Here is a 21,276-nt window from a genome sequence, read left to right on the forward strand (position 1 = left end):
TGCGTCTTACTCGAACCGGACTACCCACCGGAATTCCGCCTAACCCGCCGATCGACCAATGGGGGCGATGGCACCCGATTCAGGTCTTCGACCGCGGATCCGGGACGTGCGCGTCGGCGTGGGGCAGGTGGGCGCCCGGACCTGGGAACGCCGGTGCGGCGACTGTGCGCGACTACCGGTGAGGAGTTCTGATGACCCGCAGCGAACACCGCCCGTAGACCGTCGTCGGGCTGGTTGCGGCCCCACCGGACCACCCGGCTCAGGTCACCGCCGGTTCACCGCTGAACGCGTGTTTCCTACCTCATGGGCGGAGGTGGATGTGGCCGTTTTGCATCACGAAGTCGACCTGCCCCATCACGGACATCGTGGTGAGCGGGTTGCCGGGTACGGCGACCAGGTCTGCCACGCAGCCGGGGCGCAGGCGTCCGAGTTCCGGGCGTTTCAGCAGGTCAGCCGCAGCGCTGGTGGCGGCGCGCAGCACGCGTGCGGGTGGGATGCCGACCTGGGTCATGTCTGCGAACTCGCGCCAGTTCTCGGCGTGGGGGAACGTGCTGGCGTCCGTGCCGAACGCCAAGGCGACCTCGCTGTCCGCGAGCAGCTGCGCGGATTTACGGATGCGGTCGGCGTGCGTGCGGTACTTCGTGCGTACTACTGGGGGTTTGGTCGTCCAGAACTCGTCGTCGTCGAGTCGGCCGAGGAAGTGGGCCTGGGCGTGCAGGGTGGGCACCAGGGGCACGCCGCGGTCGGCCAGCAACTCGAAGGTCTCCGCACCGGCCAGGTTGGCGTGTTCCACCGAGTCCACGCCCGCGAGCACGGCGCGGCGTACGGCCTCGTCGTTGAACGCGTGCACCGCGCAGGGCAGACCGAGGTCGTGCGCCGTGCCGACCAGCGCGTCCATCTCGCTCCGGGAGTAGGTCACCGTCGCCGGGTCGTCCGCGGGGGAGGAGAAGCCGCCGCTGGCGGCGAACTTGATCCAGTCGGCGCCCGCCCGCGCCTGTTCACGCACTCGGCGCACCACTTCGTCGACACCGTCACCGAGGGTGCCGACCTGGAGGCCGTATCGGGTGGCCAGGTCCGGTTCCTTCTCCCCGTGGCCGCCGCGAGCGGACAGCATGTTCGGCGCGGTGATCAGGCGCGGTCCGACGACGACGCCTTCGGCTTGGGCGCGACGCAGGTCGACGCCTCCCGGGTAGTCGCCGCTGCCGAGGTCGCGGACCGTGGTGAACCCGTTGTCCAGCAGGTCACGCATCGCGGGCAGTGCCCATAGGATCTGGACACCGATGGGCTCGGTCACCAGGGACTCGTCGAGCACGTGCACGTGGCAGTCGATGAGGCCGGGCAGCAGTGTGTGGCCGGGCAGCACCACGGTGGTGGTCGCCCATGCCGTGTCGACGTCCCGACCGACGGCTTCGACGCATCCGCCGCGCACCAGGACCCGGGCGTGTCCGTCGGCGTGGAGTTGGTCGCCGTCCCACAGGCGGTCGGCGATGATCACGATGTCGTCATGCCTGCCGGCTTCCGTCATCGGTGATCGGCTTCGGTGCCGTCGGGCAAGGTGAGGGGGCGGTAGTGCTCGTGGTTCCACAGGTCGCCCGGTCCGGGGTTGTCCGGAGTGGTGGTGCCTCCCAGGCAGCGCAGCACACCCCAGGCGGCGTTGAGGCCGGAAGCCATGGCGTGGTCGAGCCATCCCGGCGACCAGGCCACGTCGTCCCCGGCCAGGAACAGCGGTGTCGGCGGTTCGCCGGGCACCGGCGGGGAGCCGGTGAAGTTCTTGACGAAGTTGGCGAACAGGTCCCACTGGTAGGTGTACTCGCCGGGGCGGGCGAACCGGCAGTAGCCGTGGAAGTTCCGCTCGTTCTCCCAGGAGATGGTGCACGCTGCGGCGGTTTTCGCCTGCCTGTGCAGTTGTTCAGCCATGTCCGGGTGGATGTCGGCCAGTTCGCGGACCAGGGCCGCTACCCGGTCCTCCACAGTGGACGAAGCCAGCTTCATGGAATCCTGGGACCAGGTGAAGCTGAGCACGAGAACGCCGCGCGCGCCGCCGGGTTCCGGTGGCTCGCCGTAGTCGAACGTGTAGGTCGCCCTGGGCAGGCGGTCGGTGATGGTGACGCCGTCCATGCTGCTGCCCTCCCAGAACGGCAAGGGGGTCACCAGGACCGTCTTGGCGGACTGCCAGTAGCTGAGCCTGCGGATCGCACTCCGCAGGCGCGGCCCGAACGGCTGAACCCCGTTCAGCGGACGAACCTCGACACCGGTCTCCAGGATGTGCAGCTGCGGCGTGAACACGGCGGCGGGGTACCACTGGCTGGTGCCGTCCTCGCAGTGCACGACCACCCCCTGCGCGTGGTCCGCGCCGACCTCCAGCGCGGTCACCGCCGGGCGGGGCGCACCCCGGTTGACCTCCGCGAGGCTGGTCGAGGTTCCGTCGGGCCCGGTGGTCCGCCGGTTCCAGAACGCGTCCGCGAGGGCGCTGATCCCCTTCTCCAGCAGGTACATCGTCGAGCCTTCGGTGGTCAGCAGCATCCGGAGCGTCTCCAGGAACGACAGGTCGTAGAACGCGTCCCACACCGTGGTGGCCACGCCCGCAGTCCCCACCAGGTGCGCGTCGGAACGGCTCAGGCCGACCCCACCGGGGTCACGCAGGAACCGGTAGAAGCTCCACTCCTCGAAGCGGTGCGCCAGGTCGGACCACAGCCGCCTCGCACGCTCCCGGTCGCGTGCGCCCAACGCCTCCTGCAGTTCGAACACCCCTATGCGGTGCAGCGCCGCCTCCCACCTGCTGTGGGCGTCACCGAACCGGGGGTGCGCGGAGTACAAGTCCTTGATGGTGCTCACCGTGTAACTCGTCCCGTCGAGGTCGAGCACGGTCCGGGGCGTGACGTCGGCGGCGTACTCGTCGCGGAAGGGCTTCCACCGCAGGCCGAACTCCTCGGTGTAGTGGCGAAGCAGGCGCGCCGAGTCGGGGAAGCGCATGCACCCCAACTCGACCACGGCGCTGTCCGCGGCTGACAGCCGGCGGGAGAACATGCGCCCGCCGAGCCTGCGTCCGCCGGGGCCTCCCGGCTCGGTCTCCGCCTCGTAGACGATCGGACGGCAACCGATCCGCAGCAGTTCGTAGGCGGCGGTCAAGCCGCTGCCACCGGCACCCACCACGGCCACGGGGGAGCCCAGCGCGTGGTCGGGGAGCCGACCGATGCGCCGCCCGCCCGACACGTAGTCGGTGTAGTCGAATGGGAAGTCGACCTGCAAGTCGGTGGCACGCGGTTCGGTCACGGTCTGTCCTTCCGTCGCGTCCACACGCGTGGACGCACCGACCATCCCGTCGCGGTACGCGGACCGGTCGGCTGGGATGTTGCTTGGTTTCGCGAAACGGTTACAACACAAGTCTTCCCGGCACCTGATCGGCCGATGCGGACCACAACCGGACTTGCCGGGGGTTGCCAACTGCTCGCGCAGCTGTGTGGAGGGGGAGGGTGACGTGTTCGTCCACCACAAAGTAACAGCGGCTCGGACGCTTGGTCCAGCACCGCTCAGAAGTGCGGACCAATATCCCTCGTGTGTCGCAACACTTCTACGCCAACGGATTGACGCACTCGGTCCAATGTGTACGGTCGTTGGTCACTGTTCTCGCGCCGCGCAGGGAAACGAGCCGTGGGCGTCGCTGACGACCTAGGGCAGAGGTTGTATATCCGTTGTCGCACCGGCGTTCTAGGCTTGAGTCAGCGTCACCCGGTCTGCCGTTACATGTGCGACCAGGAGGAAGGTCATGGTGAAAGCCACCGAAATCATCCACAACTACCAGGCACTGCTGCCGATCAAACAACAGGTGCAGAGCAACGAACTGCTCGCCGCCGCGCGAGAGGGCCGCGTCCACCCGCAGCACCTCCAACGGCTGGTGATCGGGGAGTTCCTCACCCAGCAGGCCGAGATACCCCGCTACGGCTCGCTGATCGACCGGTTCCGCCACGAGGTGCCGGCCGGTCTGTTCGCCTTCGTGGCAACCCTGTTCATCTCGCAGCGGCGACTGCTGGCCGACGCCGTGGCCCCTGCCGTGGGACTGAACGTCGACGAACTGCGCCACTCCGACCTGCCGAAGGCCGTCACCCAGCTCAACCAGGCGGTGTCCTGGGTCGCATCGCACGCGGGGCCTGCTGAAGCGGCGATGGAACTGCACACCGACTTCCAGCTGTTCTGCCCGGTGGCGGCCGAACTCGTCAGCGCCTTGCGTGAACTCGACAACGTGCCGGACCCGCTGGTCGCGTACCTGGAGAACTACTCCGCCGAACCCGCCGAGTTGCAACAGCGACTGCCGGAGGTGGTCGAGTACGGCCTCGCCCAAGGCGAACCGGAGCGGTGGGTCACCCGCAGTGCCGAAGAGATTCCGGACTTGCTGTCCGACTACTGGCACTACATCGCGGCCGGTTGACCGACTCCGCGCGAAGGTCCCGTGGACCGCAAGGGGCCGTGCGCCCCTGCTCAGCCGGTGACGACGAAACGCCAGAACCCGCGCAGCAGCGGCTCTACCGCCGGGGCGCTGCGGGTGATCCACTCCTCGCGCTCGCCCGTCGCCAGGCCGAAGTCGATCACCTCCGCCGCGCCGTCCGATACCTCGGGCGGCACCTCGGCGTACTGCCGGACGTAGGCCTGCACCTCGGACGGGGCTCCGGTGTCGGCCAACGCCTCGGCGAGCGGCTCGCACACGCCGCACCAGAGCAGGAAGTCGGTGCGGGCGAGCAGCGCCGCCTCGCCCGCGCCGGCGTGCAGTGCGACCCACGAGATGAATTCGGTGAAGCGTTTCACTTCCGGTGAGATGGGAGCCTGCCGCATTTCGTCCGGAACCAGTCCGACGGACCGCGCGACATCCGCGACCAGGAGGCGGCGCACCTCCATCAACGTGTTCGCGATGAACACGAAAAAGCTGCCCGGGACTTCGTGGTGGAAGCGCGCGACCAGGGTGGCGTAGGTGGTGAACTCGGCTTCCTGCGCCTGGAACTCGGCCAGCAGGAACCGCCTGAGCTGGTCGGTTCCGACTTGATTCGCCTTCGCCGCGGCGAGGAGCCCGTTCTCCCGTACGTGCTCGTGAACGGGTACGACAAAGCTCTCGACCAGTTGACTGCCGCCCATCCCGCACCTCCGGGTCCAGTTTCACTCGACCCTATCCAGGGGTTCGGGCCCCGCCATCGAACCTTTGCCCTAATACCGGACGAGTCCGTCGGGGCGGTCTTGGTCGACAACCCGTTCAGCGGCTGCCTGCTACTTAAAGTAAACATTAAGGTTGCGGAACGTAGCCGCGCGCGACCACGGGACGTTCGGGACGGTCTGGATGCCATCACCGCAGGACGACTTCCACCGGGCACTGGCCAGAGCACTCGAGTTGCAACGACTCGCGTCCGAGGCGTGGAACCAGGTTCACCGCATTCTGGAGACGCGCCAGCAGGATGTCGCGCCCTCGGCGGCGAGTTCGGCTCCCAGCCTGACCCCGAGGGAGACGCAGGTGATCACTCTGATGGGGACGGGCATGCCGAACCGGTCCATCGCCCGGCACCTCCACATCTCGGAGCGCACGGTGAAATCGCACCTGCACAGCATCTTCAACAAGCTCGGCGTGACCACGCGCGGCGAAGCGGCCGCTCAGCTGAACGGCAACTCCCCACCTCGTTGGCTGTGCCCGAGGTGCTCGGCCGCGCACCGCCGGACAATCGACCGGTCGTGCTGACAGCGATCGGTCGGTTCGGCCCGGCCGTGACCGAACCAGCCGGGCCGCCACGCGGATTCGGCCTGCAACGCACGGGCCCGTCCGGAGTCGTGGTCGCGTGGCGGAAAAGGTTGGACGTGGGGTTGCCCAGGCTTGTAGCTTGCAGTGGACCTTGACACCGCCCCAGGAGGTGAGACCCATGAACGCTGTATCGATGTGGGTGCTCTCCTTCCTGTCACGGTCGGGCGATTGACGTAGGTGTCGCCGGGAGCGCCTCGCCAACAAGGCACTCCCGAAAGGCAACACCCATGGACTCTCGGCAGTTCACCTCCGAGCCGTCGTCGAACGATGCGGTCGAGCGCGACTTCACCGCGGGCGACGTCCCCGGCCTCCGGTCACCGGGCCCCGGCGCTGATCGCGCGCCGCTCATGTTCGACGTGATCATCGCCGGTTGCGGGCCGACTGGCGCGGTGCTGGCCGCCGAACTGCGGCTGCACGACGTGCGGGTGCTCGTCCTGGAACAGGCGACCGAGCCCGTGTCGTTCGTCCGCATAGTCGGTCTGCACATCCGCACCATCGAGCTGATGGCGATGCGCGGACTGCTGGAGCGCATCCTCGAACACGGAAGACAGCGCCCGGCCGGCGGATTCTTCGCCGCCATCACCAAACCCGTGCCCAAGGGCCTGGACTCCGCGCACACCTATCTGCTGGGCATCCCGCAGCCGGTCATCGTCCGCCTCCTCGAAGAACATGCGGTCCGACTGGGTGCGCAGGTCCGGCGCGGTTGCGCGGTGGCCGGTTTCGAGCAGGACGACAAGGGTGTGACCGTCGAGCTGGCCGACGGCGGACAGCTGCGTTCGCGTTATCTCGTCGGCTGTGACGGCGGGCGCAGCACGGTGCGCAAACTGCTCGGCGTCGGCTTCCCCGGCGAGCCCGCGCGGACCGAGACGCTGATGGGCGAGATGCACCTGGGTGCGCCGCAGGAGGAGATCACCGCCAAGGTGGCCGAGATCCACGAGACCGACAGGTCTTTCGATCTCAGGCCCTTCGGTGCGGGGATCTATCGCGTCGTAGTCCCCGCCGCGGGAGTCGGCGATCGCGTGGAACCGCCCACCCTCGAGGATTTCAGGCAACAGCTGCGCGCCATCGCCGGAACCGACTTCGGCGTGCACTCCCCGCGCTGGCTGTCCCGCTTCGGGGATGCCACCCGGCTGGCCGAACGCTATCGGGTCGGGCGGGTGCTGCTGGCCGGCGATGCCGCGCACATCCATCCACCCATCGGTGGACAGGGCCTCAACCTGGGCGTTCAGGACGCGTTCAACCTCGGCTGGAAGCTGGCCGCACAGGTCCGCGGTTGGGCGCCGGAAGCACTGCTGGACACCTACCAGGCCGAACGTCATCCGGTCGCTGAGGACGTGCTGGACAACACCCGCGCCCAGGTGGAACTGCTGTCCACCGAACCGGGCCCGCAGGCCGTGCGCAGGCTGCTCACCGAACTGATGGACATCGACGAGGTGAACCGCCGGCTGATCGAGAAGATCACCGCGATCGGTATCCGCTACGACTTCGGCGCAGGCCCCGACCTGCTCGGCCGCCGCCTGCGCGACATCGACGTGAAAGGGGGCCGGCTCTACGAACTGCTCCATCGCGGCCGCGGCCTGCTGCTGGACCGCACCGGACGCCTGACCGTCGGCGGTTGGTCGGACCGGGTCGACTACCTCGCGGATCCCACTGCGGAACTGGACGTTCCGTGCGTCCTGCTACGCCCCGACGGCCACGTCGCCTGGATCGGCGAAGATCAGCAGAACCTGGAAGACCACCTCTCCCGCTGGTTCGGCGAGCCCGCCGACCGATTCGCCTGAGCCACAGCCCGAGCCGTGATCGACGGCGTCGCGGTGATCGCCGGGTGGTTCGCTGCGGTGCGAAGGTCGCGTAGAAGCAAGACGTGTGCGCGCTACGGCAAGTACGGCCCCGGTCGGCGGTTGGATACTCGCCAGCCATGAGTCGCAGCGAGTCTCGGGACGACACGGCGCTGGCGCGCAACGTACTCGGAGTGCCCGGCATCGTCTTCCTGGTGCTGGCCGCGGTCGCGCCGTTGACCGGGATGGTGGTGATCGCGGCCCTCGGCATCGCGCTCGGCAACGGCGGCGGCATGGTCGTGGCGTTCATCGCGGCGACGGTGGTGCTGTTGCTGTTCGCGGTGGGCTATGCGCAGATGTCGAAGAGCCTCACCAACGCCGGTGGCTTCTACGCCTTCGTCGTGCGCGGGCTGGGCAAGGCCTTCGGGTTGGTCGCGGGGTTCATCGCGATGCTGGGCTACAACTGCTTCGTGGCCGGTGCGATCGGCACCAGCGGGTTCTTCACCTCCACCGGCATCGCGGAGGTGTTCGGACCGGACCTCGACTGGATCGTGTGGAGCGCGCTGTCTGTGGTGCTGGTGTTCCTGCTCGGCCGGCGGGGCATCGGCGTCAGCGCCCGGGTGCTCGCGGTCTGCCTGGTCCTGGAGGTGTCGATCCTGCTGTTGCTGGACATCAGCGTGCTGGTCCGGCACGGCTTCTCGCTGTCCGTGTTCGACCCCTCGGTGGTGGTGCAGGGTGCGGGCGGGCTGGCCCTGTTGTTCGCCGCGAACGCGTTCATCGGGTTCGAGGCCACGGCGCTGTTCGGCGAGGAGGCGAAAGACCCGCACCGGACGATCCCGAGGGCGACCTACCTCGCGATCGGGTTCATCGGGATCTTCGCCGCGTTCACCACCTGGGCCGTGGTCAGCGCGATCGGCGTCGCGCAGGCCCAGGACGTCGCCCTCGCGCACCTGCCGACCGGGGACCTGGTCTTCTCCGTGGCACGGGAACACCTCGGCGACACGTTGACCAAGGTGATGACCGTGCTGCTCGTCGTCAGCCTGTTCGCCGCACTGCTGGCGCTGCACAACTCGGCCACCCGCTACCTGTACGCGCTGGGCCGGGTCGGCGTGCTGCCGCGGCGGCTGGGCCGCACCCACCCGGGCACCGGCGTGCCACGGAATGCCGCGATCGCGCAGTTGCTGTTCGCCTCGCTGGTCGCACTGGCCTTCCGGCTGGCCGGCCTCGATCCGGTGACCGCGCTGACCGCGAGCATGACCGGCCTCGGCACGCTCGGCATCCTGGTGCTGCAGTTCCTCGCGGCGGTGGCGATCGTGGTCCACTTCCGCCGGGTCGGCGACCGCCGGTTCGCGCGGACGGCGCTCGCACCCGGCCTGGGGGCGCTCGGCCTGGCCGTCATCGTCGGGCTGGCGATCGCGAACTTCCCCACGCTGGCGGGCTCGGACAACCCGGTGATCGCCCGGTTGCCGTGGCTGCTGCCGCTCGTCGCGGCGGCGGGTCTCGCGGCGGCCTGGTGGCTGCGCCGCCACCGCCCGTCGGTCTACCAGGCGCTGAGCACCGACCTGGAACGCGACCCGGCCCCGCTCGACCGCTCGCCGGCGGATACCGGCGGCTGATCAGCGATGCTCCGGGCCGGCCTACCGTGCCTTCCTTCCGCTGACGGACTCCTGGTAGATGTCGGCGTAGGTGCGCGAGTCCTCGACCAGCTCGTCGCAGAAGGCGGCGACGTCGTCACCGATGAGTTCCAGGACTCCCTTGCCCGCCGCGACGCCCTCCTCGAAGAAGTCGACGATCCCCGAGAACAAGGACCCGTCCGGCAAGTCGACCGGTCCGATCTTGAAGAGGTACCTCTGCATCTCCTTGTAGACGATCCGGTAGTCCGGCGGGAGCGCCTTGACCCGCGCCACGTGTGCCCGCCACTGCTTCTTGCCCTCGATGATGTCCTGGATGCGCACGGTCAGCCTCCCAGCCGGGCCAATTTCCTCGCGACGTTGTCGTTCAACTGCTCGCGCCACCGGTCGCGGTAGCTCCGGCTCCCCGCTCCACCGGCCAGCGCCGCGCAGAAGCCCTTGATGTCGTCACCCAGCACCTCGTGGATGCCCTGCCCATCGGCCGCCGTCTCTTCGAGCAGTCTCAGGGCACCGTCGAGAATCGGCTGCAGGTTCCGACCCGTGAAGTCCGAGTAGGGGAAGAGGTGACCCTTGATCTCTTCCCATGCCACCCGGTAGTCCGCCGGCAGCGCTGCGGCCCGGACTTCGAACGTCTTCCACTCCCTGGTGAGATCACTGCCTGTGATGGCCTTCCAGAGGTTCATCTCCCGCCCTCCCTGAGCTTGTCGATCCGTGCTGCGACGTACTCCCATTTCGCCCAGAACGTCGCCAGCTGTTCGTGCCCCGCGTCGTTGAGCGCGTAGAACTTCCTCGGCGGGCCCACCCCGGACGGTCGTTTCGTCACCTGGACGAGCCCGTTCTTCTCCAGTCGCAGCAGGATGGTGTACACCGTCCCCTCGACGACGTCGGTGAACCCGAGTTCGTTCAGCCGACGCGTGATGGCGTACCCGTAGGTCTCCTCGCTGCCGATGATCTCGAGCACGCAGCCCTCGAGCGTGCCCTTCAGCATCTCCGTCAGGTCGTCCACCGTGGATCCTCTTCGATCGTCCGGTACTCGGTACCACCGAGTACAGCTACAACGTATCACTTAGTAGCGGTCATGCCCGGCACGCAGCGCGTCCAGACCGCGGATCTCGTCGTCGAAGACGAGGACGGTGCCATGCCCGAGCCCTCCGTGGCGACGGGAAGGGCGCTGACGATGTCGAGGTCGCCGCCGGGGGTGTCCGCCGGCCGAGGGCACTGCACTGCGTGGATTTGCCTCGGGCGGGAATGCTCTGCGGCAAGTGCTCAGAGGGAAGATGCGTCGTTTCGGTACGGTGCGTATCTGCTGGAACAGCTGGAGGGGTTCGTTGATCGGTGATCGGGCGCGATTCGGGGTCCTGGTGGGGCCCACCGAGGTCGGCCACGCACAACTGCGCTCTGTCAAGATCTACGTCGGCGGCGAGAACCTCACGTTCCAGGACGACGAGGTGTACGTGCCGAACTTCCTGCTCCGGGTGGAGTTGACACTGCGCGCGCTCGACGACTGGCCCGATCTGGCGCCGCACACGGCACTGCTCGGCTCCGACCCGTGGGCGCTGCACGAGCGCCTGGTCGCCGAAAGCGAGCACGACCAGGTCTTGGCGTCCTGGGAGGAGCGGCTGTCGTTCCTGGAGTGGGGCGAGATCACGTTCCCGTTCTGCTCTTTCCTGTTCCGGTTCGGTGACCGGATGTGGCTGACCGCGCGGCACCGTGAAGGCGAACTGAAGGTGGTGGAAGTCGGTCCGGCCGGGCTGCGGGATGTCGTCGAACGGGCGTACCGGGTGGTCGCCGACGACTACGCGGACTACCGGAAGCGCGCCGGGCTGGACTGAGTCCAGTACGCCTCACGGCGGTGGACACCGCCGTGTGCGACACGTCTCCACGGGTTCGACGCCGCCGGGGGGCCGACGGACTCCGGGCCGGTGCTCGGATTCCTCGCCACCGCCCGCGTGAGGCCGAGGGCCGCAGACGACCGCACCGACTGGCAACGCATCGGCGCGACCACCGGGCCGTCCCGCTCTTATTCCACGTCGAATACGACTGCCGCTGCCCGGCGGCTGCGCGAGTGCCGGCCCGCCGATCTGCGGAACCGCTATTTGCACCGTGAATAACATTCGGCTCACGGATGCTGTGAAAGTCTGATTCCGCTTGTTTTCAACATCTCATGCGGAAAACTGTGTAAGTGCTGTTCGGTCGACATCCGGCTCGATCGGTCGGGCGGGATCACCTCGGTCGACCCGCGTGGGCGGGCATACTCGGTCGGCGGGGTCCGCGTGGTCGATCTCATGGCGGGTGACCTGGGTTGATCGTCCGGCCTTTGATCGAAGTCGAAGCGTTGATTCGCCCTTATCGCGCCGCGGTCGGTGTTTATCGGTGTGGTGCGCCGGTTATCTAGCTGGCGATAGCGGTCCGGAGCCCTTGATCGAATTCGTGATGCGATCTTTCCCTGCTACCTGGAATAGGATGCACATGCCCATGTCGAGATGTGTTCTCGGCTTGCCCGGCGCGGTCGGGCCCGTTCGTCGGGTGGTCGACCTGGAGATCGTGATCCCCGCCTACAACGAAGCGGCGCGGTTGCCCCACACCCTGCGTGAGGCGGTCGCCTACCTCGACGAGCGTCCGTGGCGCACGCGGATCGTCGTGGTGGACAACGGCAGCGTCGACGAAACGGCCGAGGTGGTGAGAGGTGTCGAGACCGGCGGGGTGGACCTCGCGGTGATCGGGTGTTCCCGTGCCGGCAAGGGTGCCGCGGTGCGGCGGGGTCTGCTGGTGGGGACGGCGGCGTTCGTGGGGTTCGTGGACGCGGATCTGTCCACGCCGTTGGACACGTTGACCGAGGTGATGTCCCGACTGAGATGGGGCGCGCCGGCGGTGGTGGCCTCGCGGCACGCGCCGGGCGCGCGGTTCGTGCGCGCCCAGCCGTTGGGGCGACGCCTGGGCGGTGCGGTGTTCCGGGCGTTGGCGCGACCGTTGGTGGTAGGGGTGCGCGATACGCAGTGCGGGTTCAAGTTCTTCCAGCGGGACGTGGTGCACGCGGCGTTGCGGCGGTGCCGTGTCACGGGTTTCGCCTTCGACGTGGAGCTCCTGCGCCAAGTGCAGGCGGCGGGTCGGCAGGTCGTGGAGATCCCGGTGGCGTGGACCGACGACGCGCATTCGACCTTCCACCCCGTGCGTGACGGCGTGGCCTCGTTCGTGTCGCTGCTGCGCCTGTACCGGCCGGGTGTGGCATGACCAACGTGGAACGACTGCGCGGCAAGCACTTGGCGGTGTTGAACTGGCGGGACATCCGTCATCCGCAGGCCGGTGGCGCGGAGTTGTACATGCACCACATCGCCCGCCGCTGGGTCGAGGCGGGAGTGCGGGTGACGTGGCTGACCGCGCGTCCGGACCCGCTGCCCGCCCACGAGGTGATCGACGGCATCGACGTGGTGCGCGCCGGGGGCGTGTTGTCGGTGTACCCGAGGGTGGCGTGGCGGTTGCTGCGCGAGAGGGGCGGGTTCGACGCGATCGTCGACTGCCAGAACGGGATCCCGTTCTTCGCCCCGGTGTTCGTCGGCCGGAGCGTGCCCGTGGTTCAGGTGGTGCACCACGTGCACCAGGACCAGTTCGCCGATCGGTTCTCCGCGCCGATGGCGGCGGTGGGCCGCTTCCTGGAGGGGCCGGTGGCGCGCCGGGTGTACGGGCGCCGTCTGACGGTGGCGGTCTCGCCGTCCACCCGCACCCGACTGCGGCAGCGCCTGGGGTTGCGCGGACCGATCTCGATCGTGCCCAACGGCACCGCCACCCCGGCGGGCGCGACCGGACCGCGCGATCCCGACCCGACGATCGCGGTGGTCAGCCGACTGGTCCCGCACAAGCGACTGGACCTCCTGTTGTCGGCGCTGCCGTCGGTGGCGGCCCGGTTGCCGGGCCTGCGCGTCGACATCGTCGGCGACGGCGTCGAACTGCCCCGCCTGCGCGCCCTGGCCGCACGTCTGAGCCTGCACGAGGTGGTGACCTTCCACGGGTGGCAGCCGGACGCGGTCCGGGACGAGATCCTCGGCCGTGCCTGGCTGACCGTGTCCACCTCGGCGGGTGAGGGCTGGGGGTGCTCCATCATCGAAGCGGCCGGCAGGGGAGTGCCGTGCCTGGCCGTGGACGCCCCCGGTGTGCGCGATTCGGTCATCGACGGCCGCACCGGTCGTCTGGTGGACGACGCCGACGACCTGCCCGCAGCCGTTGTCGACATGCTCTCGGACCTGGCGGACCCCGACGCTGCCGCCGCGTTCGCCGACCGGTGCCGGGCGTGGGCGGGCTGCTTCACCTGGGAGCGCAGCGCCGAACTCCTGGCCGGCGTGATCCTGCAGCAGGCGGCCGGGCAGCAGACCTGCTGTCACCGTACTGCCCGACCCGACATCGCCACCGTCGTCCGCTGCGCGCCGGGCGCCACACCCGTCATCGGGCGGCTGCGCGCCACCGACGAGATCACCACCCACCGCGACGGTGCCACGACCGTGCTGCTGGGCGGCTGCGACGACTTCGACGCGCCACGCGTGGCCGAACGGATCGGCCTGACCGTCGAGCACGTGCGCCTGGCCGACCGCTACGACCTGCTCGCCGGCCCGGCCGGTCTGCCGGTTCGCCTGACGCCCACCCGCGAGGAGGCGAGGCGGGCGTGAACGGCATCCACCGCGCGGGGGCGCTCGTGACCGCCTCCGCCGGGCTGGTCGGCGTCGCCGGCTACCTCGCCACCCTGCTCATGGCGAACCTGCTGACACCCGCGCAGTTCGTCGACTACAGCGCCGCCCAGTCGCTGCTGACCACCGCCGGAGTCGCCGCCGCGGCCATGGTGCCGCTGCCCCTGGCCCGCGCGGTGCGGGCCTGTCCCGCTGGCTCGGAGACCCGGCGCGACAGCACGGGTTTCGCGGTGCTCGTGGCGTTGCTCGGAGGGGTGGTCACCGCCGTGGTGCTGACCGGTCTCGGCCTGGTCCTGAGCACACCCGGCGTGGCCGTCGCGCTCGGCGCGGCCGGGTTCGCGGTGTTCGCCATCTCCCCGGTGTGGGGATGGCTGCAAGGGGAAGCGCGGTTCGGTCGCTACGCCGTGGCCTCCGTCGCCGAGGTCGTGCTGCGGCTGGTGGCGAGTGTGGCCGCCGTCGCGCTGGGACTCGGCGCGGCGGGCGCGGTCGGCGGGTTCGTCGTCGGCACGGTCGTCGTGGTCTGGACGGGCGTGATGACCATGCGCGGCGACCTTGCCTGGCGGCCGGGCCTCATGCGCGATCGGACCCGGTGGGGCGAGACCGGCGTGCTCGCCTCCACGCAGTTCACGTTGTCCGTCCTGATCGGGTGCGACGTCGTGCTCGTGGCCGCGATCGACGGCGACTCGACGGCCGGGGCCAGCTACCAGGCGCTGGCGGTGATGGCCAAAGGCCCGGTCTACGTGGCGGCCGCAGCCGCGCTGACCGGTTTCCCGCTGTTGCGCAACACCGCTCCCGAGCAGGCACCCGAGGTGGTAGGCGCGATGCTCCGGTCGTTCACCCGGCTCGCCCTTCCTGTCACCGCGATCGTCGCCACCGTGCCGTCGGCGCTGGTCCTGACCGTCCTGCCGGACCGGTACTCCGACGCGATCGGCCTGCTGCCCTGGCTGGCTGTCGCCGGGTTCTCGTTCGGGGCGATCAGCGCCCTGGTCATGGTGTTGCTTGGCGTGGGCGCACACGCCAGGTGTCGTGCCGCGCTCGCCGTGGCGACCGTGGTGGTCACGGGCAGCATGTGCGCGGGCTGGTACACCGCAGCCACGACGGGGCTTGCGGTCGGCGTTGCCCTCGGCACCTCCATCGCCGCGTTGGTGTGCGCGGTGCTCGTTCGGCGATTCCTGCCCGCCCACGCGGTTCGGGCGCTTCCGCGTGCCGCGATGTCGGTCGCCGTGCTCACCGTGGCGCTGCTGGCGGCCGGTTTCTCGACACCGTTGTGGCTGTGCGTCGCGGTCGTCGCGGTACTGGTGGCGCTGTGGCCCCGTCGAGAACCGCGCCGGAGGCCGGGGGAGTTCCTGGACATCCTGCACCTGGGGTTCGAGGACCCGGACATGCCCGGCTCGGGCGGAGGTTCCCTGCGCACCCACGAAATCGACAAGAGGCTGGTCGCCGCAGGCCACCGGGTCACCGTGCTGACCACGAGGTTCCCCGGCTGCCACGACCGCGTCCAGGACGGCGTCCGCTACGTGCACGTCGGTCTGGGCAGGGGGAGGACCCTCATCGGGCGAGTCGTCGGCTACGCCGTGGTGCTCCCCTTCGCCGCGCGCAGGCACGCCGCCGACCTCGTCGTCGAGGACTTCTTCGCACCCGTCTCCACGATGGCCGCTCCACTGTGGACCGGCCGGCCGACGGTCGGTGTCGTCCAATGGCTCAACGCCCGCGACAAAGCCCGCCAGTACCACCTCCCGTTCCACTTGGTCGAACGGTTCGGTGTGCGTCACCACCGGCGACTGGTCGCCGTGTCCCGAGGCGTCGCCGACCGGTTGACCGCCATGAACCCCCGCGCGCACGTCGAGATCATCGGCAACGGGGTGGACCCACTGGCCTTCGCCGCCACGCCCTCCGACGGCGCTGACATCGTCTACATAGGACGACTGGAGTTCGTGCAGAAAGGTCTCGACCTGCTGCTGCACGCCTGGGCCTCGGCCCGTCACCACGTCACCGGAACTTTGGTCGTCGCCGGTACCGGACCCGGCGAGCGAAGGCTGCGGGACATGGTCGCCGACCTCGGCATCGCCGACCGCGTCCGCTTCACCGGCTGGGTCGCCGGGCAGGACAAGTACGACCTGCTCGCCCGTGCCCGGCTGGTCGTCGTCCCGTCCCGGTTCGAGACCTTCGGCATCGTCGCCGTCGAAGCACTCGCCACCGGCACTCCCGTGCTCGCGTTCGACATCCCTTGCCTGCGCGAGGTCGTGCCGGGCCACAGCGGTGAACTGGTCGCCCCGTTCGACGTGCCCGCCTTCACCGAGGCGCTGATCCGCTTGCACCGCACACCCAAGACCGACGACCGCATCCGCCGCGCCCGCTCGTTCGCCGAGACCTACGACTGGGACGCGCTCGCGCAACGCCAGGCGGAGTTCTACCACCGAGCCGTCCACGGGAAGCCCGTCACCGACCCCGCGCACACCGTCCGGGCACAACTGGCCGACCTCGGCCGCCGTCGCGCCGGCCGCCGCCCGCCACGACCGGTCGTGATCGGCGACTTCGGCAACGGCGACACCGGTGAAGAGGCCCAACTCGCCGCGGTACTGGCCGGCCTCGACACCGACGCCCGCCCCACCGTCCTGTCCCGCAACCCGGACCGGATCACCGCGTTGCACGACGTCGCCGCTCGTCCGCTGACGCTCAGGCACGCCCTGCGGGCGATCGCCGACAGCGACGGCCTTGTCGTGGTCGGCGGCGGTGCGTACGGTCCCGGCCCATCCCTGGTCCGGCTCCTGCCGCACGTCGCCGCAGCAGGCCGGCACACCGGCCGCGATGTCGTCTACGTCGGGATCGGCGTCTCCGATGGGTCACCTCGTCACGTGCTCCACCAGCTTCGCCGCGCCGCCGCCCGAGGCCGTGTCACCGTCCGGGACGTGTCGTCCCTCCGCGTTCTCGACTCGACCGCCGACGTGCCCTGCGTCGGAGACCTCGCCTGGCAACTCGCACCCGCCGATCCGGAATTGGTGGAGGAGGAACTGCGTCGCGCCGGCGTCGACCCGAACCGGCCGCTCCTGCTGCTCGCACCGGGAGCGGGCATCGACGACACCCGCACAAACCGGATGATCGACACCTTCGCCGCCGCCGCCCGCCGATGGACGACCAACGGCGGAACGGTGGCCGCCATCGCCCTGTCCGACCGCGACCGCCGACCCACCCGCACCGACGCCGCCCTGGCAGCCCACATCGCGGACGCGGCCGGCTTGGCTCTGCCCGTCGTCGGCCCCGGCCTGCCACCACGGATCGCCAAAGCCGCCATCGCCCGCTCCGACGCCGTCCTGGGTGTGCGCTTCCACGCTCTCGTCTTCGCCCTGTCCACCGGAACACCGTGCACGGGCTTGGCCTGGGAACCCGAGACCCGCGCGCTCATCGAAGACCACCGGCTGACCACAGCCGACGATGGTCGGGAACTCATCGCCTGGCTCGACGCGATCACCACGCCCACCACGCTGCCCTCCGCAAGGCGGTGAACCCGTGACAACGTCCCTCCTGACCCACACCGAAGGACTGCGGCGCAAGCACGCACCGCTGCTCATCGCGACAGGTTTCGGCATCGTCGCCTTGGCGGTGCGAGCCCTCGGCCTGACCCGCTCCTTCGACCTCTGGGTCGACGAGATGGTCTACGCGCGACTGGGCCTCACCGTGTCCCAAGGCCGGTTGCCGCACCTCGACGGCCACCCCTTCTTCCTGCACCCACCCGGCGGCTTCCTGTTCAACGGCCTGCTCATCGACCTTTTCGGCCTGTCGGGGAACGACATGGACCTCGCACTGGCGCTGCGCTGGGGCAACGCCGTTCTGGGCGCCGTGACCGTCGCACTCGGTTTCCTGCTGATCAGTCGTGTCTCCGGCACCGGCATCGCCGCGGGCTGCGCGACGATCCTCGCGTTCGACCCCTTCGTGCTGCGCAACAACAGCAGGCTCTTCCTGGAGACGCCCGCCATCGCGGTCACCCTGGCCGGATACCTGCTCCTCGTCCGGGCCATGAGCGGCAGAGGTCGCGTCCCGACGGGAACCGCGATCGCGGCAGGACTCCTGCTGGGCTGCGGTGTGCTGACCAAGGACGCCACGGTCGTGCTCGCCGCCGTGCCCCTCGTCCTGGCGGTGGTGTGGAAGCAGACCCTGCACGTCAGGGAGGCGGCGGTCGTGCTCGCCGCCGGAGCCGTGCCCTATCTGCTGTATCTCGTCGTTGTTCTGTTCAACGGGCTGTTGGGTGCGTGGGGCCACGCCAAGCTCGACGGCGTCGAACGCATGATCGGCCTCACCCAGACCACCGGCTTCAACGCACCCGACACCCCGAACCTCGTCGGCCGTCTCATCGACCAGATCGGGTACTTCGGCACCAGCTACCTCCTGCTCGCCGCGTGCCCCGTCGTCGGGGTGGTCGCGGCACGCAGCGCGCACCCCGCTCGACGACTGGTCGGGATGTGCGCTGTGGCAATGGGAGCACTCGGCATCTACGCCGCGGCCTTCGGCACCTTCGAGGAACAGTACGGATACGGCGTCATCGTCACCGGAACCCTGGCCCTCGGTGCTGCCGCGGCGGAACTCCGCGACAGCCACCCCCGCCTGGTCAAACCCGGAGCGGTCGGCCTGGCATGCCTGATCGTGCTCACCATGGCACTGGGCATCCGCGTCGAGACCACTCAGGACAACAGCATCCAAGCCGTCCGCGACTGGGTCCGCCACAACCTGCCCGCCGATGCCAAGGTCGGCGTCACCTCCAACACGGCTCAATGGGCCTTCGCCGATGACCCCAGGTTCGGCGTCTGGCCCTCCGCGCCGGCGCTGCGCGACAACGGTGCCACCTACATCCTGACCCACGACCTGTACACGGAACAGGGATACAGCTACGCCAAGATTTCCGTCATCACCTGGCTGCGTGGCAACGCCACACCCCTTGCCACCTTCACCGGCCCTACCAACGGCGACACCGTCCTGTGGCGAATCGACCCCGCCACCTTGGACAAGGCCGCCGTTCAAGGCGTCGGGTCATGACGCGGAAGCTGACGACGGAGAACCACCTGGTAGTGGACCTGGCTACGGACTGACGACCACTCCGGAGGCCGGTGAGACCGACGGCGGTGTGGCCGTCGTGGTGGAAGGGGGAGGCGGGGGAGAGGAACTCGACGACGGTGGGTCGGGGCGCTGGGTGAGTGTGGGTGTGGACGCCGGGTTGGCCGTGGAGGTCACGAGCGGTTGCGGTTCGTCTTGGGCGGTGACGCCGCACGCGGTGAGTGCGCCCGCCATGAGGACGACGACTGCCGCGGTTCTCATCGGTCGGCCTCGGGGATCTCGACGATGAACCGCGCTCCGCCGCCAGGCCGCTGCTCGACCCGTGCGGTTCCGCCGTGCCGCTGCACGTGCTGGGCGACCAGCGCCAGCCCGAGGCCGCTGCCGGTGTCGCCGCCCCGGCTGCCCGCCCGCGCGCCGCGGTCGAACCGGTCGAAGATCCGGTCGCGCAGTGCGGCGGGCACGCCCGGCCCGCCGTCGTCGACCTCCAGCCTCGCCATGCCCCGTCGGCTGAGCACGGCCACCCGGACCGCGCCTCCGGCGTGGCGGTCGGCGTTGTCCAGCAGGTTGGCCACCACCCGATCCAGCCGCCGCCGGTCGCCGAGCACCTGCGGCGCGGGCGCGTCCGCCTCCACCGCTACCGCCCGGCCGGGTCGTGCGGCGATGACGTTCTCCACGAGGACCGCCAGGTCGATCGGTTCCAGGGTGGTGTCGTCGGCCCGCTGGTCGGTCCGGGAGATCTCCAGCAGGTCGACCACCATCCGGGCGAAGCGGTCGATCTCGGAGGTGAGGAGTTCCAGCGCCTTTCCGGCTGTGCCGGGGACTTCGGCGCGGCGGCGGTGCAGGACGGCGGCGGCGTTGACCATGGTGGTCAACGGGGAGCGCAGTTCGTGGCTGACGTCGCCGGCGAACCGGGCGTCCTTGATCACGCGCTGTTCCAGGGCGTCCGCGGTGACGTTGAACGTGGTGGCGAGCGGCGTCAGGTCGGGGTCGGCCTGGGCGGGCAGGCGGGCCCGCAGGTCGCCGCCCGCGATGCGGGAAGCGGCGTTGGTCAGCTCGGTGAGCGGACGCAGCGCGCGCCTGCTCGCCCAGAAGCCGAGCGCGACGCCGAGCAGTCCGCTGACCACCGCGCACGCCACGAGCAGGCCGCTGAGGAACCGGAACGTGCGATCCAGCTGCACCATGGGCGCGAGTTCCACGTACGCGCCGCCGGCCGAACTCATCGGCAGCGTGACGGCGAGGACCGGGACGCCGTCCACGATCAGCCGTTGGGCCGCCGGGACACCCCGCCGGCCCAGCTCCAGCAGCCGCGGCGGCAGCCTGGTCGGGTCGACCTGCCGGCCGCTGGTGAGCACCTGACCGGGGCGGAACAGCAGCACGGTCGAGTCCTGGCTGGTGGCCAGGCCGGTCAGCAGCTCGTTGAGCCCTCCGGAACCGGTGCGCAGCGACTCGGCGACCAGCCGGGCGTTGACCTCCGCCTGCCGGACACCGCTCTGCTCGCGCTGGCGGAGCATGTAGCCCGACGCCAGGTTCCAGATCGCGATCGCGAGGGTGCTGGTCAGCAGCAGGGAGCCCAGCCCGAGCACCATCGCCACCCGCCAGCGCAGCGTCAGCCGCAGCACGGCGTCACCGGTCCGGGTCGATCCGGTAGCCCGCGCCCCGCACGGTCACCACGAGGGTCGGGTCGTCCGGGTCGGGTTCGACTTTGCGGCGGAGCCTGCGGATGTGCACGTCGAGCAGCCTGGTGTCGCCGAAGTAGTCGTAGCCCCACACGCGTTGCAACAGCTGTTCGCGGGTCACGATCCGGCCCGCCGCCGACGCGAGTTCGACCAGCAGCCGGAACTCGGTCCTGGTCAGGTGCACCTCCTGGCCCGACTGGTGCACGGTGCCCACGTCCGGCCGGATCTCCAGACCGCCGAACCTCAGCACCTCGTCCTGGCGCCCGCCGCCGCGTCGGCGCAGCAGCGCGCGGATGCGGGCCGCGAGTTCACCGGCGACCAGGGGCTTGGTGACGTAGTCGTCCGCGCCCGCCTCCAGACCCGCGATGACGTCGGCGGTGTCGGTGCGGGCGGTGACGATGATGATCGGCAGGTCGCCACGGGCCCGGAGCGTTTGGCACACCTCCAGCCCGTCGACGCCGGGGAGCACGAGGTCGAGCAGGACGACGTCGAAGGCGGACTGGCCGAGCATCCGCAGCGCGTCCTCGCCCGACACGGCGTCGGAGACCGCGAAACCCTCGTCGCCCAGCGCCAGACCGAGCGCGAGCCTGATGTGCTCGTCGTCCTCGACCAGCAGTACGGAGTAGTCCATGGCCCGTCGATCCTCGCCCCCGGGTCGGAGTCGTCCTCCACCGGCCCGCCGTGCCGGGCGGC

General features: G+C 69.8%; 17 protein-coding genes. 9 read left to right on the forward strand and 8 right to left on the reverse strand.

Going from position 1 to position 21,276, the window contains the following annotated elements:
* Positions 1-301 precede the first annotated feature (301 nt).
* Together FHS29_RS30760 and FHS29_RS30765 are read right to left on the reverse strand one after the other, a co-directional pair.
* A complete protein-coding gene (locus tag FHS29_RS30760) occupies positions 302-1,525 on the reverse strand; it encodes a metal-dependent hydrolase family protein (RefSeq protein WP_184696732.1) in 1,224 nt (407 codons plus the stop codon).
* Positions 1,522-3,273, reverse strand: a complete 1,752-nt coding sequence (locus FHS29_RS30765; RefSeq protein ID WP_184696734.1) for a flavin monoamine oxidase family protein — start codon at positions 3,271-3,273, stop codon at positions 1,522-1,524. Before FHS29_RS30765 ends, FHS29_RS30760 begins: the two co-directional genes overlap by 4 nt.
* 496 nt (positions 3,274-3,769) lie before the next feature.
* Between FHS29_RS30765 and FHS29_RS30770 the strand changes: the two genes are divergently transcribed.
* Positions 3,770-4,426, forward strand: coding sequence for a hypothetical protein (locus FHS29_RS30770; protein WP_184696736.1), 657 nt, complete (start codon positions 3,770-3,772; stop codon positions 4,424-4,426).
* Between the two features lie 50 nt (positions 4,427-4,476).
* On the opposite strand, the gene FHS29_RS30775 is transcribed toward FHS29_RS30770, so the two are convergent.
* Positions 4,477-5,124, reverse strand: a complete 648-nt coding sequence (locus tag FHS29_RS30775) for a hypothetical protein (RefSeq protein WP_184696738.1) — start codon at positions 5,122-5,124, stop codon at positions 4,477-4,479.
* 199 nt (positions 5,125-5,323) lie between these two features.
* Between FHS29_RS30775 and FHS29_RS37885 the strand changes: the two genes are divergently transcribed.
* The 3 genes from FHS29_RS37885 (at position 5,324) to FHS29_RS30790 (ending at position 9,170) form a co-directional block, all read left to right on the forward strand.
* Positions 5,324-5,716 (forward strand): response regulator transcription factor, encoded by a 393-nt coding sequence (locus FHS29_RS37885; RefSeq protein ID WP_221456930.1) that lies wholly within the window; start codon positions 5,324-5,326, stop codon positions 5,714-5,716.
* A 407-nt stretch (positions 5,717-6,123) separates the two neighbouring features.
* Entirely contained in the window at positions 6,124-7,557 is a 1,434-nt protein-coding gene (gene rox, locus FHS29_RS30785; RefSeq protein WP_221456931.1) for a rifampin monooxygenase, read from the forward strand.
* Between the two features lie 137 nt (positions 7,558-7,694).
* On the forward strand, positions 7,695-9,170 hold the full coding sequence (locus FHS29_RS30790) for an APC family permease (protein WP_184696745.1): 1,476 nt from the start codon (positions 7,695-7,697) through the stop codon (positions 9,168-9,170).
* Positions 9,171-9,191: 21 nt separating this feature from the next.
* Here FHS29_RS30790 and FHS29_RS30795 read toward each other — a convergent pair whose 3' ends face one another.
* Genes FHS29_RS30795 through FHS29_RS30805 form a run of 3 tightly spaced genes read right to left on the reverse strand, consistent with a single transcriptional unit; the run spans position 9,192 to position 10,191 of the window.
* Positions 9,192-9,509 carry a DUF1048 domain-containing protein gene (locus tag FHS29_RS30795; protein ID WP_184696747.1) on the reverse strand — a complete coding sequence of 106 codons (318 nt, stop codon included), beginning with the start codon at positions 9,507-9,509 and terminating at the stop codon, positions 9,192-9,194.
* Between the two features lie 2 nt (positions 9,510-9,511).
* Entirely contained in the window at positions 9,512-9,868 is a 357-nt protein-coding gene (locus tag FHS29_RS30800; protein WP_184696749.1) for a DUF1048 domain-containing protein, read from the reverse strand.
* A complete protein-coding gene (locus tag FHS29_RS30805) occupies positions 9,865-10,191 on the reverse strand; it encodes a PadR family transcriptional regulator (RefSeq protein ID WP_184696751.1) in 327 nt (108 codons plus the stop codon). Before FHS29_RS30805 ends, FHS29_RS30800 begins: the two co-directional genes overlap by 4 nt.
* A 322-nt stretch (positions 10,192-10,513) precedes the next feature.
* On the opposite strand from FHS29_RS30805, the gene FHS29_RS30810 reads away from it, so the two are divergent.
* The 5 genes from FHS29_RS30810 (at position 10,514) to FHS29_RS30830 (ending at position 18,889) form a co-directional block, all read left to right on the forward strand.
* A complete protein-coding gene (locus FHS29_RS30810) occupies positions 10,514-11,017 on the forward strand; it encodes a hypothetical protein (protein ID WP_184696753.1) in 504 nt (167 codons plus the stop codon).
* A gap of 643 nt (positions 11,018-11,660) precedes the next feature.
* Positions 11,661-12,416 (forward strand): glycosyltransferase, encoded by a 756-nt coding sequence (locus tag FHS29_RS30815; RefSeq protein ID WP_184696755.1) that lies wholly within the window; start codon positions 11,661-11,663, stop codon positions 12,414-12,416.
* On the forward strand, positions 12,413-13,843 hold the full coding sequence (locus tag FHS29_RS30820; protein ID WP_184696757.1) for a glycosyltransferase family 4 protein: 1,431 nt from the start codon (positions 12,413-12,415) through the stop codon (positions 13,841-13,843). Before FHS29_RS30815 ends, FHS29_RS30820 begins: the two co-directional genes overlap by 4 nt.
* The gene (locus FHS29_RS38335; protein ID WP_184696759.1) at positions 13,840-17,364 is read left to right on the forward strand and encodes a glycosyltransferase; all 3,525 of its coding nucleotides are present in this window, start codon (positions 13,840-13,842) and stop codon (positions 17,362-17,364) included. The genes FHS29_RS30820 and FHS29_RS38335 overlap by 4 nt, the downstream gene beginning before the upstream one ends.
* Before the next feature lie 97 nt (positions 17,365-17,461).
* Positions 17,462-18,889, forward strand: coding sequence for an ArnT family glycosyltransferase (locus FHS29_RS30830; RefSeq protein ID WP_184696761.1), 1,428 nt, complete (start codon positions 17,462-17,464; stop codon positions 18,887-18,889).
* Between the two features lie 275 nt (positions 18,890-19,164).
* Here FHS29_RS30830 and FHS29_RS30835 read toward each other — a convergent pair whose 3' ends face one another.
* Complete coding sequence (locus tag FHS29_RS30835; RefSeq protein ID WP_312865176.1) at positions 19,165-20,526, reverse strand: sensor histidine kinase; 1,362 nt, start codon at positions 20,524-20,526, stop codon at positions 19,165-19,167.
* Between the two features lie 4 nt (positions 20,527-20,530).
* Complete coding sequence (locus FHS29_RS30840; RefSeq protein ID WP_184696763.1) at positions 20,531-21,214, reverse strand: response regulator transcription factor; 684 nt, start codon at positions 21,212-21,214, stop codon at positions 20,531-20,533.
* Positions 21,215-21,276 lie beyond the last annotated feature (62 nt).

The sequence above is a fragment of the Saccharothrix tamanrassetensis genome (assembly GCF_014203665.1).
Lineage (GTDB): Bacteria > Actinomycetota > Actinomycetes > Mycobacteriales > Pseudonocardiaceae > Actinosynnema > Actinosynnema tamanrassetense.

Excerpts from the sequence above, each read along its gene's own strand:
- FHS29_RS30800 (WP_184696749.1), bottom strand. The coding sequence starts at position 9,868 with ATGAACCTCTGGAAGGCCATCACAGGCAGTGATCTCACCAGGGAGTGG.
- FHS29_RS30840 (WP_184696763.1), bottom strand. The coding sequence starts at position 21,214 with ATGGACTACTCCGTACTGCTGGTCGAGGACGACGAGCACATCAGGCTC.
- FHS29_RS30820 (WP_184696757.1), top strand. The coding sequence starts at position 12,413 with ATGACCAACGTGGAACGACTGCGCGGCAAGCACTTGGCGGTGTTGAAC.
- FHS29_RS30775 (WP_184696738.1), bottom strand. The coding sequence starts at position 5,124 with ATGGGCGGCAGTCAACTGGTCGAGAGCTTTGTCGTACCCGTTCACGAG.
- FHS29_RS30790 (WP_184696745.1), top strand. The coding sequence starts at position 7,695 with ATGAGTCGCAGCGAGTCTCGGGACGACACGGCGCTGGCGCGCAACGTA.
- FHS29_RS30760 (WP_184696732.1), bottom strand. The coding sequence starts at position 1,525 with ATGACGGAAGCCGGCAGGCATGACGACATCGTGATCATCGCCGACCGC.
- FHS29_RS30815 (WP_184696755.1), top strand. The coding sequence starts at position 11,661 with ATGTCGAGATGTGTTCTCGGCTTGCCCGGCGCGGTCGGGCCCGTTCGT.
- FHS29_RS37885 (WP_221456930.1), top strand. The coding sequence starts at position 5,324 with ATGCCATCACCGCAGGACGACTTCCACCGGGCACTGGCCAGAGCACTC.
- rox (WP_221456931.1), top strand. The coding sequence starts at position 6,124 with ATGTTCGACGTGATCATCGCCGGTTGCGGGCCGACTGGCGCGGTGCTG.